Source organism: Isoptericola sp. NPDC019571, assembly GCF_044389385.1.
Taxonomy (GTDB): domain Bacteria; phylum Actinomycetota; class Actinomycetes; order Actinomycetales; family Cellulomonadaceae; genus Isoptericola; species Isoptericola nanjingensis.
Window position 1 is genome coordinate 134234 of the sequence record NZ_JBIRXZ010000001.1, and the last position, 14904, is coordinate 149137.

The 14904-nt window shown below is 74.9% G+C and carries 13 protein-coding genes; 2 read left to right on the top strand and 11 right to left on the bottom strand.

The window, feature by feature from the left end:
* Positions 1-47 precede the first annotated feature (47 nt).
* From ACH443_RS00610 to ACH443_RS00650, 9 genes are all read right to left on the bottom strand, one after another.
* A complete protein-coding gene (locus ACH443_RS00610; protein WP_430589188.1) occupies positions 48-629 on the bottom strand; it encodes a GrpB family protein in 582 nt (193 codons plus the stop codon).
* A complete protein-coding gene (locus tag ACH443_RS00615; RefSeq protein ID WP_430589189.1) occupies positions 626-1177 on the bottom strand; it encodes a GNAT family N-acetyltransferase in 552 nt (183 codons plus the stop codon). Before ACH443_RS00615 ends, ACH443_RS00610 begins: the two co-directional genes overlap by 4 nt.
* Before the next feature lie 103 nt (positions 1178-1280).
* Positions 1281-2180, bottom strand: a complete 900-nt coding sequence (locus ACH443_RS00620) for an amidohydrolase family protein (RefSeq protein ID WP_430589190.1) — start codon at positions 2178-2180, stop codon at positions 1281-1283.
* The gene (locus ACH443_RS00625) at positions 2167-3201 is read right to left on the bottom strand and encodes an aldo/keto reductase (protein ID WP_430589191.1); all 1035 of its coding nucleotides are present in this window, start codon (positions 3199-3201) and stop codon (positions 2167-2169) included. The genes ACH443_RS00620 and ACH443_RS00625 overlap by 14 nt, the downstream gene beginning before the upstream one ends.
* Positions 3171-4019 (bottom strand): ribonuclease activity regulator RraA, encoded by an 849-nt coding sequence (locus ACH443_RS00630; protein ID WP_430589192.1) that lies wholly within the window; start codon positions 4017-4019, stop codon positions 3171-3173. The genes ACH443_RS00625 and ACH443_RS00630 overlap by 31 nt, the downstream gene beginning before the upstream one ends.
* Complete coding sequence (locus ACH443_RS00635) at positions 4016-5980, bottom strand: hypothetical protein (RefSeq protein ID WP_430589193.1); 1965 nt, start codon at positions 5978-5980, stop codon at positions 4016-4018. The genes ACH443_RS00630 and ACH443_RS00635 overlap by 4 nt, the downstream gene beginning before the upstream one ends.
* Positions 5981-5991: 11 nt before the next feature.
* Positions 5992-6921, bottom strand: coding sequence for a carbohydrate ABC transporter permease (locus ACH443_RS00640; RefSeq protein WP_430589194.1), 930 nt, complete (start codon positions 6919-6921; stop codon positions 5992-5994).
* Positions 6921-7844 carry a carbohydrate ABC transporter permease gene (locus ACH443_RS00645; RefSeq protein ID WP_430589195.1) on the bottom strand — a complete coding sequence of 308 codons (924 nt, stop codon included), beginning with the start codon at positions 7842-7844 and terminating at the stop codon, positions 6921-6923. The genes ACH443_RS00640 and ACH443_RS00645 overlap by 1 nt, the downstream gene beginning before the upstream one ends.
* Positions 7845-7846: 2 nt before the next feature.
* Entirely contained in the window at positions 7847-9109 is a 1263-nt protein-coding gene (locus tag ACH443_RS00650) for an ABC transporter substrate-binding protein (RefSeq protein ID WP_429765682.1), read from the bottom strand.
* A 205-nt stretch (positions 9110-9314) separates the two neighbouring features.
* Between ACH443_RS00650 and ACH443_RS00655 the strand changes: the two genes are divergently transcribed.
* The gene (locus ACH443_RS00655) at positions 9315-11369 is read left to right on the top strand and encodes a cytochrome c oxidase assembly protein (RefSeq protein WP_430589196.1); all 2055 of its coding nucleotides are present in this window, start codon (positions 9315-9317) and stop codon (positions 11367-11369) included.
* Between the two features lie 58 nt (positions 11370-11427).
* Here the strand turns inward: ACH443_RS00655 and ACH443_RS00660 are convergent, their stop codons facing one another.
* Positions 11428-12132, bottom strand: coding sequence for a pyridoxamine 5'-phosphate oxidase family protein (locus tag ACH443_RS00660; RefSeq protein WP_430557819.1), 705 nt, complete (start codon positions 12130-12132; stop codon positions 11428-11430).
* A 130-nt stretch (positions 12133-12262) separates the two neighbouring features.
* Here ACH443_RS00660 and ACH443_RS00665 point away from each other — a divergent pair, with 130 nt between their 5' ends.
* Complete coding sequence (locus ACH443_RS00665; protein WP_430589197.1) at positions 12263-13600, top strand: PLP-dependent aminotransferase family protein; 1338 nt, start codon at positions 12263-12265, stop codon at positions 13598-13600.
* Between the two features lie 59 nt (positions 13601-13659).
* Here the strand turns inward: ACH443_RS00665 and ACH443_RS00670 are convergent, their stop codons facing one another.
* The gene (locus ACH443_RS00670; RefSeq protein WP_430589198.1) at positions 13660-14874 is read right to left on the bottom strand and encodes an FAD-dependent oxidoreductase; all 1215 of its coding nucleotides are present in this window, start codon (positions 14872-14874) and stop codon (positions 13660-13662) included.
* Positions 14875-14904: the final 30 nt, after the last annotated feature.

The following is a 14904-nucleotide window of genomic DNA, read 5'->3' on the forward strand; positions in this document are numbered from 1 at the left end:
ACGTCCGCGGGCCCCGCACCGATGGTGCGGGGCCCGCGGACGTCGGGTCAGGGACGGGTGCCGGGGTCGGCGTCGGCGACCCGCCAGCCGGAGTGCGCGGCCCACGCCTCCGCCCGGGCGGTGATCTCGGCGATCAGTCCGCCCTTGGCGTCGGCGTAGTGGTTCATGCTCGGCCAGTCGCGGGAGGCGAGCTCGCGCTTGAGCGCGGCGTAGGCGGCGCGGTCGTCGGCGTCGTGCCGGAGCCGGTCGCGGAACAGCAGGTGGCTCCGCTCCCAGGCACTGCCCGCCGCGCAGACGTGGACGTGCACGTCGCGCTCCGGCGTGCGGACCAGGCGGTGGCCGGGCTCCCGCACGCGCAGCTCGTACCCCGCGGCGAGCAGCGCGGGCAGGTACGCGTCCTCGTCCTCGACGTCGGGCACGCTGACGTCGATGTCCACGATCGGCTTGGCCGCGAGGCCCGGCACCGACGTCGACCCCACGTGGTCCACCCGCACCGCTGTCGGGCCCAGGGCGGCGACGATGCGCTCGCGCTCCCGCGCGAACCGCGCCGGCCACGCCGGGTCCGGCTCGACGAGGACGATCTCGCGCTTCTCGATCCCACCCACCAGCTCGACGCCGTCGTCGGTCATGCTTCGGCCCCCCACTCCGGCGCGAGCACCGACCAGACCTCGATGTCCTGCCGCACGCCGCGGTGCTCGTGGTGCTCGCGCAGCACGCCGTCGCGCCGCATCCCCAGCCGGCGGGCGACCGCGATGCTCGCCGCGTTGCCCGACGCCGCCCACCACTCGACGCGGTGGATGCCGCGCTCCCGGATCGCCCAGTCGATGATGACGCGCGCCGCGCGGGTCACCAGGCCGCGCCCCGCGGCCGCCGGCTCCAGCCAGCAGCCCGCCTCGGCCGTGCCCTGCGCGACGTCCATCGTGCGGAACAGGACGCCGCCCACCAGCGTGCCGTCCAGCCAGATGCCGTAGAGACGCCCGGTGTCGGTCGCGGCCTTCTGCGCGTACGACTCGAGGAACGACCGGCTCGACGCGAGGTCCGTGATCCGGTCCGCGAGGCCGATGAACCGCCCGACGAACTCCCGGCCGCGGTCGATCGTCGCCAGCAGCTCCTCTGCGTGCCACGGCTCCAGCGCCCGCAGCTCCGCGCCGTCGTCGCCCAGCGACCTCGCGAACATCAGTTCCTCCCTCGTCGCGCCGACACGTCGGGATCCTCGCACGACCTCGTCGAAGGTGACGTAGCGAATTCTCGCCGTCCTGCCGGCGCACGGGGAGAGATCGCTACGTCGACCGACGTCGATGTCCCCGAACGCCGTAGAGCCGGGTCGCCGTGCCGGACCAGACGGCCGTCGCCGCGGCGTCGTCGAGCGGGGGCAGCGCCGCGGCCGTGCGCTCGACGATCTGCGCGTACGGGGCGACGCGTGCGGACATCGGCCAGTCGCTCCCGAACAGCAGCCGCCCCGGGCCGAGCAGGTCGACGGCGGCACGGGCGGCGGCGGCGGTGCGCCCGGCGTCGTCGGGAGCCGTGGTGTGGAGGCCCGACAGCTTGGCGTGCGCCCGGGGGCGGGCGGCGACGGCGGCGAGGGCGTCGCACCATGCCGCGTCGGGGTCGCCCGTGCCGAGGCCGAGGTGGCAGACGACCAGGTCGAGGACCGGGTGCCGCCCGGCGAGGGCGGCGACGGCGGGGAGCTGGTCGGGGCGCACGAGCGTCTCGAGCACGCGGCCCGACGCCGCGAGGCCCTCGCAGAGCGCGTCGAGGCCCGCGACGTCGGACAGGTCCGCGGCGCCGCCCGGGACGGCGAGCCGCAGGCCCGCGACGGGGACGCCGTCGTCGATCAGCGCCTGCGCCATCCCGGCCCAGGCGTGCGGGTCGTCGGGGCGGGCGTCGTACTGCAGCACGACCGGTCCGGGCAGCGGGGCGTGCGACGCGGCCTGCCGTGCGAGCCAGCGCGCCTCGCCCTCCGTGTCCGCGGCCTGCACGGCCACCGCGGCGCGGACGGGCACCGGCGACGTCGCGACGGCGCGGGCCAGGTCGTCGGGCCCGACCCGCGCGGGCAGGCCCAGGCCGTCCCGGAACCACGAGACCCGCACGGCCGCCGTGTCCCACAGGTGCACGTGCGCGTCCACGACCCCGTCAGCCCTCTCGCCGAGCAGGCGCTTGACGCCGTCATGCGGTGCCATGCGACCCGATCACGGTGTCGACCGCCTGCTCGGCCGCGTTCGCGATCGCGTCGAGCTCCGTCCACAGGCGGTCGGGGACGACGGCGTCGGCGGCGTCGGCGAACACGTCCACCTCGGCGGGGGTGCGCGCCCCCACGACGACGGCCTCCACGCCCGGCACGCGCAGCGGCCAGCGGACGGCGGCGGTGGGCAGGTCGACCCCCTCGCGGTGGCACGCGGCCGCCATCCGCAGGGCACGGTCGACCTGGTCCGGCGACGCGGGGTGGTAGTCGAAGAACGGCGCCGCGACCGGGTCGGCGAGCACGCCGGAGTTGTAGACCCCCGCCGCGACGACGCCGACGCCGCGCTCGCGGGCGGCGGGCAGCAGGTCGTCCAGGGCGGTGCGGTCGATCAGCGTCACCCGCCCGGCGGGCATGACGACGTCCAGCGCGCCGGCGGCCTCGCGGACCAGGCGCGCCACGGGGGCGTTGCGCCCCATCCCGACGCCCACGGCCCGCACCACGCCCTGGTCCCGCAGCTCCAGCATCGCGGGCAGGGCGCCCCGCAGCGCCTCGTCCACGTCCCCCGGGTCGTGCAGGTACAGCAGGTCGACGCGGTCGGTGCCGAGCCGCGCGAGGCTGCCCTCCAGCGATCGCAGCACGCCGTCGCGGCTGAGGTCGCCGACCGTGGTCCCCCCGGGGCCGCCGGTGCCGCCCGAGGGCACTGGCGCGCCGGCGGCGTCGACGATCACGCGGCCCACCTTGGTGGCGATGACGACGGCGTCCCGGTCGACGTCGGCCAGGGCGTGCCCGAGCCGCAGCTCGCTGACACCCTCGCCGTAGTGCGGCGCCGTGTCGAAGAAGCGGATCCCGCGCTCGAGCGCACGGCCGACCGTCGCCTCGGCGTCCGCCTCCGCCACGGGGGTGAAGAGGTTGCCGATCGGCGCGCAGCCGAGGCCGAACGACGACGCGGCGATGCTGCCCGGGACGGGCGCGCCGTCGTCGCCCGGGGTCAGCGGGCGGAGCCCTGCGCGGAACGCCATGCCTCGAACTCCCCTCGGGTGTCGGGGGTCAGCGGGTAGTAGTCGCTGAGGCGGGCGCCCTCGTCGAGCCGGCGGCGGCTGAAGACCTCCCACTCCTCGTGGTCCTGCGCGGACGCCACCACCTGGTCGGCCATCGCGCGCGGCACGATGACGGGGCCGTCGTCGTCCGCCACGACGAGGTCGCCCGGCATGCACAGCACGCCGCCGACGGCGACGGGCACGTCGTAGGCCCAGGGGAACAGCTCGGACTGCGAGGCGTAGTGCGGGGTGACGCCGGTGGACCACACGGGCAGGCCGAGGTCGGCGATCTTGCCCGAGTCGCGGATGCGGCCGTCGACGACCATGCCCGCGCCGCCCTTGCGCTGGAAGTAGCGCGCGAGGATGTCGCCCACGCAGCCGGAGAACCGGCTCCCGTACGCCTGGACGACGAGCACGTCGCCGGGCTGCACCGCCTCGAGCACGTGCCACAGGGCCGTGTGCCGCTCCACGTACTCCTGCTCGTCACCGGCGGCGAGGTCCTCGCGCTGCGGCATGAACTGCAGGGTGAGCGCGGAGCCCACGACGCGGTACCCGGACCTGAGCGGCCGCGGGCCCTCGACGAACGAGTGCCGGATGCCGAGGCCGTGCAGCTTGGCGCAGGCCGTCGCCGCCGACACCTGGCCGAGCCGCTCGAGGGCCTCCGCGTCCGCCCGCTCGTACGCTCCTCCGCGCACGGGCAGGGAGATCTCGGGCCGCACGAGGCCGTCGCCGGGGCCGGTGGTCAGGGTGTCGACGGGCAAGGTGTCGACGGGCGACCCGTCGGTGAGAGCGTCGGTCATGGTCGGGCTCCTTCGTGGTGCTGGTGGTGACGTGGCGCGCTGCCGGCGGGTGCGGTGAGCAGCACGACGTCGGCGCGGTGGTTCGGCGGCAGCTCGACGAGCAGGTCGGGGGCGTCGAGCGGGACGGTCGCGGCGGTCCGCGTGCCGGCACGGCCGGCCGACGCCGTGGACCGACCGGGCCAGACGCCGCTGTCCTCGCCGTGCACGACGACGCCGGTCAGGCGCTCCTCGCCGAACCGCGAGGGCCGCACGCGCACGCGCCGGGCGCGGGTGGGGGAGAGGTTGACGAGGCTGAGCTCGACGCGGCCGTTGCCGTCGGCGTCGCGGTCGAGGCCGGAGACCAGGGCGGCGACGTCGGGCGGCAGGCCGGGGCGCTGCCGGTCGGCGTCGGTGTACGCGACGGCGGCGAACGGCAGCCCGCCGTTGTACAGGGTCTGCGGCGTGCCGGTGACCAGCTGCCCCAGCACCTCCGTGACGACCGGGTTGGCGCGCTGCCAGAAGTGGAGGTGCACGGTCTCGGGGTCCACGGGCTCGGCGTCCATCACCGCCACGCGGCGGGCGAGCTGGCCGAGCGCCATCGACAGCGCGCGCTCCGGGTAGTCCGGCAGCGAGCCGTCGAGGAACGCGAGCCACGGGCCCTCGTGCCCGGCCTCCACCTTGTCGCGGAACGGCCGCACCTCGTCCGAGCCCGGGATGCCGTCGAGCACCTGGTCCAGCCGCTTGCGGTCGGCGTCGTCGCGCGTCCACCACCACAGCCAGGTGGGCAGGTCGAGCTGGAGCGGGCCGTAGTCGAACCAGCCGTCCGCGCCGAACCGGTACGGCACGAGCGTCGTGGGCTCGGCGGCGTGCGGCCCGAGCCGCTCGATCCAGCTGCCGCGCAGGCTGAACGGCGTCTCGGTGACGGGCGCCGTGATCGCGTGCTCCAGCGCCGTGTCGAGCATGGTGCGCACCAGGTCGAGCGCCCCGTCGTCGCGCGGCCCGGAGGCCCCGGAGACGAACGACGCGTTGAGCGCGCCGATCAGCGTGCTCATGCCCACCGAGTGCAGGCCGTGCGGCCACGTCCAGCCGTAGTGGCCGCCGTACCAGGCGCCGTCGTGCAGGCCGCCGACGACGCCGTCGGGCGCCACGTTGTCGGGCATGAGGCCGCCCGCCGCGGCGGCGCGCTCGCGCCAGCCGTCGACGTACCGCGCCACCCACGCGGCGGACGCGGCGTCGCCGTCGTACAGCCACCGGTTGGTGACCAGGGACGTCGCGGCGAGGTTGACGGCCGTGTCACCCGCCGCCCGGCGCTGGAGCTCGTCGCCCATGAGCCGGGCGTGGGCCGGGTCCTCCAGGTCGGACCACCGCGTGATGCCGGGCAGCCCGTGCAGCGGCAGGCCGTACGCCTCCATGTAGTCCAGGGACGCCGGGTAGGTGAGCCACTCGGTGCCCAGGCCTTCCAGAGGTCCCTGCGCGCCGTTGTGCGGCGCCGTGATCAGGTTCCGCCGAGGGTCGTAGTTGCCGTGCGCCGGGTCCGTGTACAGGGCGGCGAACCGGCGGGCGCGCTCGGCGAACCGCTCGTCGCCCGGGTCCGCCGCGCACAGGCCGTAGAAGAACAGCAGCGACTCGCCCTGGTGGAACCAGTCGTACCCGTTCTCGTACTCGCCCGTGAGCATGCCGCCCTCGGTGAGCTGCGCCGTCACGCCCTCGAAGTGGCGCTTCGCCGCGGCGAGGATCTCGTCGCTGCCGCCCAGGGCGTAGAACGCGGGCCAGTTGAAGAACGGCTCGTACAGGTCGTCCACGCCGTCGCGGTGCTCGAAGCCGCCCGCGTGCAGGATGCGGCCGTCGGGCCCGGTGTAGCGGTTGGAGAACAGCCGCCAGGCCTCCTCCGTCGCGTCGAACAGGCGGCGCTCCAGCACGGCCCAGGCCGGGACCTCGTGCAGGGGGGTGGTGGGGATGCGGGGATCGGTTGTCTCGCTCATGGTCGGCGTGCTCAGCCCTTCGTGGCGCCGGCGACGAGGCCGCCGATGATGTGCCGCTGCATGAGCACGAAGAACAGGATCGCCGGGCTCACCGCGAGCAGGAGGGTCGGGAAGACGGTCGTGTAGTCGGTGGAGAACTCGCCCACCGCCGCGTACACGCCGGTCGTCACGGTGTAGATGCCGGAGCTCGGGCCCAGGATGATCTGCGGGCTCACGAAGTCGTTCCAGACGCTGATCGAGTTCAGCACGACGATCGTCGCGACCACCGGCTTCATGATCGGGAAGATGCACGACCAGAAGGCCCGGATCTTGCCCGCGCCGTCCAGCGCGGCCGCCTCGTCGATGTCGCGCGGCACGGTGCGCAGGTAGGCGGCGAACAGGAAGATCGTCACCGGCAGCGTCGCCGCCGTCTCGAACAGGATGAAGCCCGGGATCGTGTTGATGAGCCCCAGCACCCGCAGCACGAAGACGACGGGGATCAGCGTCACCTGGCCCGGGATGAACAGGCCGGACACGAAGAGCAGCAGCAGACCCAGGTGCCACTTCGACCGGCCGCGCGCGATGACGTACGCGACCGGCGCGGCGAGCGCGATGCCGCACACGTTGACCAGCGCGACGAACAGCAGCGTGACGCCGTACGCGCGCACCACGTTGAACTTCTCGCTGGTGAGCGCCGCCTGCAGGTACTCCAGGCTGAACGTGTCCGGGCCGATCACCAGCGGCGAGGAGATGATCGCGTCCTGCGGCTTGAAGGCGTTGATCACCATGATGTACAGCGGCACCACCATGACCAGCGCCGCCAGGCCCAGCACCACCCACTTGAGGACGGTGCCCACGCCCGGCACGCGGCGGCGCCGGGCGCGCGACGTCGGTCCCGCCGCGGGCGCCGGGGGAGCGGCCGGCGGGGTCACGGGGGTCGTCGGGTGCGTCGTCGTCGCCATCAGTCGGCCACCTTCTTCTCCGCGCCGCGTCGCGCGAACGTCACCGCGAGGCCGAGCACGGCCGTGACGATCAGCAGGATCACGGACTGCGCCGCGCCGAACCCGAGCTCGGACTGGCCGAACGAGTCCCGCAGGATCTGGTACACGATCGTCTGGGTCGAGCCGGCGGGGCCGCCGTCGGTCAGGGCCAGCACGACGTCGTAGACCTTGAGCAGGCCCACCAGCGTGAGCACGAGGTTCACCGTGAACACCGGGGCGATGAGGGGCAGCGTCACGTTGCGGAACTGCTGCCACTTCGAGGCCCCGTCGACGGTGGCGGCCTCGTAGAACTCGGTGGGCACCGACTTGATGCCCGCGAGGAACAGGATCATGTTGAAGCCGAAGTGCGCCCACACGATCGTGAGGATCACGCTGGCCTTGGCGAACGTCACCTCGGTGAGGAAGGGCAGCGGTGCGACGCCGAGATGACCCAGCAGGCCGTTGACCGCGCCCTCGGGGGACAGCATCGCGGACCAGAGGAACCCGATGATCAGCGAGCTGATGATGTACGGGTAGAAGAAGATCGTGCGGAGCAGGGTGTTCGCGCGGCTGTTGCCGGCGATGAGCGCGGCGATGAACAGCCCGACCGCGTTGCACAGCACCGTGCCGCAGAAGGCGACGGCGGCGGTGAAGATCGCCGCGTCCACGGTGCGCGGGTTGCGGAACGCCTCCGTGTAGTTGTCGAAGCCGATGAACGTGAAGTTCAGGCTGTAGCCGTTCCAGTCGGTCAGGCTCAGCACGAACGCCAGGAACATCGGCACGATGAACATCGCCAGGAAGACCAGGACGGCGGGGCCGCCCATGACGATGCCGGGCAGGCGGTCGCGCCACACGCGCGCCGCCGGGCGGCGACGCGCGCGGGCGAGGGGGACGGTGGTCGCCATCGTCAGCCGATCGTGGCGGCGAACCAGTCGTCCATCGCGGAGTCGACCTTGTCGGCCGAGGTGCCGCCGATGAGCGCCTGCGTCTGCGCGTTGATCTCGTCCGAGTAGCCGGTGGGCAGCGTGCGCTCGCCGTAGCCCTGGCCGGTCGGCGTGTACGACTCGGCGGGGGTGTCCGCGACGATCTGCAGCAGCTCCTTGCCCAGGTCGTCCATCTCGTACTCGTAGCCGTCGCGGAAGTTGCCGTCGACCTCGAGCTGGCTGGCCACCGCGTCCTGGTCCGTCACGAGGAACTCGACGAGCTTGGCGGCCGCGTCCTGGTCCTCGCTGGTCTTGAGGATCGAGTACGGGCTGGCGATGTTCGCGCCCATGGCGGGGCTGGCCACGCCGTCGACGGCGGGGGCGCGGAAGACGCCGATCTCGGCCTTCTCCTCCGCCTTCGCCTCGGTGCCGGCGAACCAGCTGCCCATCGGGTAGATCGCGCTCTTGCCGGAGAGGAACGCCTGCTCGGCGTCCGGGTACTTGATGCCCAGCGCGTCCTTGGGGACGTAGCCCTTCGCGACCCAGTCGGCGTAGGTGGCGACCGAGTCGCCGTACGTGTCGGAGAAGGTGGCCTCGCCCGAGCTCATGTGGGCGTACCACTCCGGGTCCTGGCCGACGATCGACGGGAGGCCGAGGGCCTGGAGCGAGTGGCTGGTCATCCAGTCGCCGCCGGTCTGCAGCGGCGTCCAGCCCGCGTCCTTGAGCTTGCCGAGGGCCGTGGTGAGCTCCTCGACCGTGGTCGGGGTCTCCGTGATCCCGGCCTCCTCGAACGCCGTCTTGTTGTAGAAGAAGAGGCTCTGCAGCTGGAACCCGATGCCGGCCATGTAGTACTTGCCGTCGATCGAGTACTGGTCGGCGAGCGGGCCGGACGTCGCCCAGTCGTACTGGGACAGGTCGACGAGCTCGGGGGCGAGGTCCGTGGTCGGCGGCAGCGACTGGACGACGTCGGGCGCGTCGCCCGCGGTGAGCAGGCGGGGGAGGGCGGCGGCCACGCCCTCGGCACCCGGGTTCTGGACGACGACGTCGATGCCGGGGTTCGCGTCCTCGAACGGCTTGACCAGCTCGTTCCAGTACTCCTCGGTGAGGTTCGGCGTGACGTTGACGAGCATGCTCACCTCGGTGGTGCCGCCGGAGCCGCCGTCGTCGTCGGAGCCGGCGCAGCCGGTGAGCGCGAGGGCGGCGACCGTGAGCGTGCCCACGCTCGCCAGGGTGCGGTGCTTGATCATCGTTGATCCTCTCGGGTTGCCGCCCCGCCGGGACGCTGCTTCGCGTGCCCGGAGTTCGGCCTTGCGGCTGTGGATGACGTCCGGTGTGGAGGGACGACTGGGACACTAATCGATAATCGTTGGATTGGGAAGAAGGTGCCCCACGGCAGGTGATCTCACACCCGGGTCGTCCCGGGGCGCCGCCCACCGCCCATAGGCTGGACGGGTGACCTCCGCAGCCCCCGCCGTGCAGCGGCCGGGCGGTACCCCGAGCGTGCCGCCGCGCCCCTGGTGGCTCGTCGCCGCCGGGCCCGCAGCCGTCCTCGTCGCCGTCCTCGCCGTGCTGTGCGGCGGAGCCTACTCGGGGGCGTTCCAGGCCCTCAGCGGCTTCACCGACCCGGGCGCGATCGTGCGCTACGGCCTGCCCGTCACGACCGTGCTCACCGAGCTCAGCGTCTCGGTGACGGTCGGCGCGCTGCTCGTCGCGGCCTGCCTGGTGCCGCCGGGCCGCACCCAGGCGCGGGTGCTCACGACGGCCGGCGCCGCCAGCGCCGTGTGGGCGGTGGCCGCCGTCCTCCAGCTCGTGCTGCGGTACGCGAACATCTCCGGGACCTCGCCGGCCTCGCCCGCGTTCGGGCAGGGCCTCGCGCAGTTCGTCACCGACCTCGACCTCGGCCGGCTCTACCTCGCGATCATCGTCGTCGCCGCGCTCACGTCCGCGCTCGCGATGGCGGTGCGCGGACCTGTCGGCGCCCTGTGGACGACGCTGCTGCCGCTCGCCGCCCTCGCCATGCAGTCGACCACCGGCCACGCGTCGGGCGCCGCGAACCACGAGCTCGCCGTCGGAGCGATGCTGCTGCACCTCGTCGGCGCCGCCGTGTGGGTGGGCGGCCTGGGCGCGCTGCTCGTCGCCGTGCTCACGCGGGACGAGGCACGCGACGACGGGCGCACCGCGGCGGCCGCCGTCGCGCGCTTCTCCCCGGTCGCCGGGTGGTGCTTCGCCGCGGTCGGCGTCTCCGGCATCCTCAACGCGTGGCTCCGCATGGAGTCCTGGGGCGACCTGCTCACCCCGTACGGCGTGCTCCTGCTCGTCAAGGCGCTGCTCATGGTGGCGCTCGGCGGGTTCGGGTTCGCGCACCGGATGTGGGTCGTGGACCGGCTCGGCCGCGCCGGCTCCGCGGGCGCCGTCCGACGCCTGTTCTGGCGGCTGCTCGCCGTCGAGCTGCTCGTGATCGGCGCCGTCTCCGGCGTCGCCGTGGCGCTCGGCTCCACCGCCCCGCCCGTCCCGGACGAGGTGCCGGTCGACGTCACGCCCGCCTTCCAGCTCACCGGCCAGGCGCTGCCGCCCGAGCCGACCATGGCCCGCTGGTTCACCGAGTGGAGCCTCGACCCGCTGCTCGCGTTCGCGTGCGTGGCCGGGCTCGTGGTCTACCTGCGCTGGGTGCGGCGGCTCGCGCGGCGCGGCGACGCGTGGCCCGTGGGGCGCACGGTGTCGTGGTGCCTGGGCATGGTCGTGATGTTCTGGGTGACCAGCGGCGGCCCGGCCGTGTACGGGCACGTGATCTTCAGCGGCCACATGGTGCAGCACATGATCCTGGCGATGCTGGTGCCGCTGTTCCTCGTGCTGGCCGCCCCCGTCACGCTGCTGCTGCGCGCCATCCCGGCCCGCAAGGACGGCAGCCGCGGGCCGCGCGAGTGGGTGCTCGGCCTGGTGCACTCCCGGTTCGGCCAGTTCATCGCCCGCCCCGTGGTGGCCGCGGTGCTCTTCGCCGGCGGCATGATCGCGTTCTACTACACGCCCGCGTTCGAGTTCGCGCTGCGCAACCACGCCGGGCACGTGTGGATGATCGTGCACTTCACGCTCGTGGGGTACCTGTTCGCCAACGCGCTCGTGGGCATCGACCCGGGCCCCAGGCGCCCCCCGTACCCGCAGCGCCTGCTGCTGCTCTTCGCGACGATGGCGTTCCACGCGTTCTTCGGCGTCGTGCTCACGTCGGGCACCTCGCTGCTCGTCGCCGACTGGTTCGGCAACATGGGCCGGCCCTGGGGCCTGCCCGCCATCGAGGACCAGCAGCGCGGCGGCGGAGTCGCGTGGGGGATCGGCGAGCTGCCGACGCTCGCGCTCGCCATCGCCGTCGCGATCCAGTGGACGACGTCCGACGAGCGCGAGGCGCGCCGCCGCGACCGCAAGGCCGACCGCGACGGCGACGCCGAGCTCGAGGAGTACAACGCCATGCTCGCCAAGATGGCCGAGCGCGACGACGAGACCCCGCCGAGGTAGAACGAGACCCCGCGAGGTAGTACGGATCCCGCCGAGGTAGTGCGGGTAGCGCGCCAGGTCAGGCGGGCTGCGGCACCGGGAGCCGGGACGGGCCCGCCAGCGCGGCGACGTGCGCCGGGACCGGCTCGCGCGTGTCGGCGTCGGGGACCGCGGCGCCCACGACGCGACGCACCGGGACGTGCCCGCCCCAGCCGCCCGCGGCGACGTCGGCCGGGTCGTCGACGGGCGCGCCGGCGCGGGCCTTCATCGACGCCTCGCGCAGCGGCACGGCCAGCACCGCCGTCGCGGCGAGCTCCTTGCGGGTGGCGGGGCGCAGGGTCGCGGACCGGCCGGGCGCCATGTGGTCGACGACGGCGTCCAGCGCGCGGACGCGCTCGGCGTCGTCCGTGACGAGGCGGGCCGTGCCGATCACGACCGCCGACCGGTAGTTCATCGAGTGGTGGAAGCCGGACCGCGCCAGCACCAGGCCGTCGAGCTCGGTGACCGTGACGCAGACGGTCGCGTCCGTGGCCCCGACCAGCCAGCGCGCCGCCACCGAGCCGTGCACGTACAGCGTGCCGCCGTCGTCGGGACCGTCGAGGTCGACGGCGTAGGCACAGGGCAGCACGACCGGGTGCCGGTCCGCGCCCTCGCCGACGTCGACGCCGAGGTGGGCGACGAGCCCGTCGGCGAGCAGGGCGTGCAGCGCGTCCCGGTCGGCGACGGCGCGGTTCCGGCCGCGCCGCACGGTGGACCGAGGTGTGGGGGAGAGGGCGTCGTCCATGGCACTACCGTGGACCTCGGGTGGCCTGTCGTCACGAGCCATTTCCTGACGGGATCGGCAGGCCACTTCACCCGCCGGTCCGGTAGGCCGCCTCGGTCGTGCCGCCCGGTCCCGTCATCCAGGAGTCCCGATGCCCGCGCTCCCCGTCCGCCTCGACCGCGGCGCCCGCGACCCGCTCGGCGCGCAGCTGTCCGGCCAGGTCCGCGACCTGGTGTCCCGCGGCACGCTGCGCCGCGGCGACCGGCTCCCCAGCACGCGTGCGCTCGCCGCGGACCTCGGCGTCGCGCGCTCCGTGGCCGAGCAGGCGTACGACCAGCTGATGGCCGAGGGATGGCTGACCGCGCGCCGCGGGGCGGGCACGTACGTCGCGGCCGACGCCGTACCCCGTCCCGCGCCCGGGCCGCGCCGGGCCGCGGGCCCGGGCAGCGACCTCGTACGGCTGAGCGCCGGCGAGCCGTGGATCGATCCGCGCCACCGCGCGGGGTGGCGGCGGGCGTGGCGGGAGGTGTCGGCGACGACGCCTCCGCGGGGCTACGACGACCCGTGCGGCCTGCCCGCGCTGCGGGCGGCGCTCGCGGAGCGGCTCGCTCGCACCCGTGGCCTCGTCGTCGACGCCGACGAGGTGGTGGTCACCGCCGGGACGACGGCCGGGTTCCGCGACCTGCTCGGCGTGCTGCCCACGGGGCCCGTGGGCATTGAGGACCCGGGCTACCGCGCCGCCGTCGCGACCGCGCACGCCACGGGCCGCGCCGTCGTCGACCTGGCGGCGGAGGCCCGCCACGACGAGGTCGCCCTGCGCGGGCTGGCCGCCGCGTACGTGACGCCCGCGCACCAGCACCCGCTCGGGCGGGTGATGCCGGCCGACGACCGGCGCGCGCTGCTCGCCGCGTCGCGCGCCACGGGAGCCGTCGTCGCCGAGGACGACTACGACTCCGAGCTGCGCTACGACGTGGCCCCCGTGCCGGCCCTGGCGGCGCTCGGCCGGGACCGGGTGGCCTACCTCGGCTCGGCGTCGAAGTCCGCGCCGCCCGGGCTGCGGGTCGGGTGGCTGGTGCCGCCCCCGGCGCTGCTCGACGACGTGGTCCGGCAGCGCGCCGTCGTGCACGACGTCGCGGCGTGGCCCACGCAGCGGGCCCTGCTGACCCTGCTGCGGGACGGCTGGCTCGACGCCGTCCTGCGCACGGCGCGGCGCGTGTACGCCGAGCGGGCGGCCCGCGTCGCCGCGGTCCTGGAGCCGCACGCGGAGCCGGCCGCGACGTCCGCCGGCATGTACTCGACCTGGCTGCTGCCGCAGGAGGCCGCGCTGTCCGCGCGCGACGCTGCGCGGCGGGCGGGCTTCGACCTGCCGCTGCTGTCCGACGTCTGCCGCACCTCCCCGCTCACCGGTGTCGTCGTCGGGTTCGGCGGCGTGGACGACGCCGAGCTCGACCGCGCGCTCGCCGCGATCCGGGGCGGGCTGGGCGGGTGACGGAGCGATCGGTCGCCGTCGGGCGCGCGGACGACGACCGATCGCTCCGTCACCAAGGGCTACAGCAGGCCGTCGACGACCTTCGCCGCGAGGCCGAACGCCGTCGTCGTGCCCAGCCCGTCCGCGATGGTCACGGTGGTGACGCCGGGCGCCGGGTCAGCGACGACGAACGGCGTACCGGCGAACGGACCGCGGCGCGGGCGCGGCACCGCGAGATCGGGCACCGACCAGCGCCGCCGCACCTCGACCGGCCGGCCGAGCAGGGCCTCGGCCTCGCGCAGCAGCAGGGTGTCGGCGGCCTCGGAGCGCTCGGGGTCCCGGTCGAGGCCCCCGTCGTCGCGCCGGTCGGCGTCCGTGCGGCGGGCCTCGCCGAGGAGCAGCGTGTCGCCGTGCGGGGTGAATGCGAGATGGACGCCCGCGTCGAGCAGCTCGGGGGCGTGCGTGCGCAGCCGCTCGCGCACGTCCGCGAGTGCGGGGGAGTGCGCCGTGGCGGCGTCGCGCAGCAGGCTCGTGCCGCCCAGCACGGCCGGGCCGGCGGCGTCGTGCCGGCGGCCCGGTGTCGCGACCCGCAGCACCTGCCGCACGTCGGGGCGCAGCCCGGCGGGCGCCGCCTCGTCGGGGAAGAACCGGTCCAGGTCGGGCCCGACGGCGAGCAGCACGCGGCGTGCCACGACCTCGCCGCGCGACGTGCGCACCAGCGTGCGGCCCGTGCCGGCCTCGAAGGTGAGCGCCGTCGTCGACCAGGCGACGTCGGCCCGTGGCCGGGAGTCGAGCGCGGCGGCGAGCGTCCGGAGGGCGTCGCGCGGCTCGACGCGCAGGTCGAGCGGGAGGAACGCGCCGCCGACGACGTCACCCGCGCTCGTCAGCCCGGCGCGCTCGGCGGCCTGCGCGGCGTCGAGGAGCAGCGCGTCGCCGTCACGGGCGGCCACGAGGTCGTCCAGCACGGCGAGCTCGTCGGCGGAGCGCGCGACGACGACGGCGCCCGTGTCCTTGACCCAGAAGCCCGCCTCCCGGCCGAGCTTCAGCCAGCGCTCGCGCGACGCCAGCGCGCAGGACAGGGTCGCGGCGTCCTGCGTGGTGACGGCGACGTGCCCGCTGCGCCGGGCGGACGCGCCGTCGGGCCGAGGGTCGCGTTCCACCACCAGCACCGAGTGCCCGCGGGCGTGCGCCTCCAGGGCGTGCGCGAGCCCGACGATGCCCGCCCCGACCACGACCAGGTCGGCGGTGGAGGGCAGCGGCGGCAGGTGGGCGGCGCGGGGCGACGGCGGTCTCACGACCAGACCGTGCCCGATCGCGCGACGCCC

What these genes read in the sequence shown, in the direction of transcription:
- ACH443_RS00610 (WP_430589188.1), bottom strand. Translation starts at nt 629, where the DNA reads ATGACCGACGACGGCGTCGAGCTGGTGGGTGGGATCGAGAAGCGCGAG.
- ACH443_RS00615 (WP_430589189.1), bottom strand. Translation starts at nt 1,177, where the DNA reads ATGTTCGCGAGGTCGCTGGGCGACGACGGCGCGGAGCTGCGGGCGCTG.
- ACH443_RS00620 (WP_430589190.1), bottom strand. Translation starts at nt 2,180, where the DNA reads ATGGCACCGCATGACGGCGTCAAGCGCCTGCTCGGCGAGAGGGCTGAC.
- ACH443_RS00625 (WP_430589191.1), bottom strand. Translation starts at nt 3,201, where the DNA reads ATGGCGTTCCGCGCAGGGCTCCGCCCGCTGACCCCGGGCGACGACGGC.
- ACH443_RS00630 (WP_430589192.1), bottom strand. Translation starts at nt 4,019, where the DNA reads ATGACCGACGCTCTCACCGACGGGTCGCCCGTCGACACCTTGCCCGTC.
- ACH443_RS00635 (WP_430589193.1), bottom strand. Translation starts at nt 5,980, where the DNA reads ATGAGCGAGACAACCGATCCCCGCATCCCCACCACCCCCCTGCACGAG.
- ACH443_RS00640 (WP_430589194.1), bottom strand. Translation starts at nt 6,921, where the DNA reads ATGGCGACGACGACGCACCCGACGACCCCCGTGACCCCGCCGGCCGCT.
- ACH443_RS00645 (WP_430589195.1), bottom strand. Translation starts at nt 7,844, where the DNA reads ATGGCGACCACCGTCCCCCTCGCCCGCGCGCGTCGCCGCCCGGCGGCG.
- ACH443_RS00650 (WP_429765682.1), bottom strand. Translation starts at nt 9,109, where the DNA reads ATGATCAAGCACCGCACCCTGGCGAGCGTGGGCACGCTCACGGTCGCC.
- ACH443_RS00660 (WP_430557819.1), bottom strand. Translation starts at nt 12,132, where the DNA reads ATGGACGACGCCCTCTCCCCCACACCTCGGTCCACCGTGCGGCGCGGC.
- ACH443_RS00665 (WP_430589197.1), top strand. Translation starts at nt 12,263, where the DNA reads ATGCCCGCGCTCCCCGTCCGCCTCGACCGCGGCGCCCGCGACCCGCTC.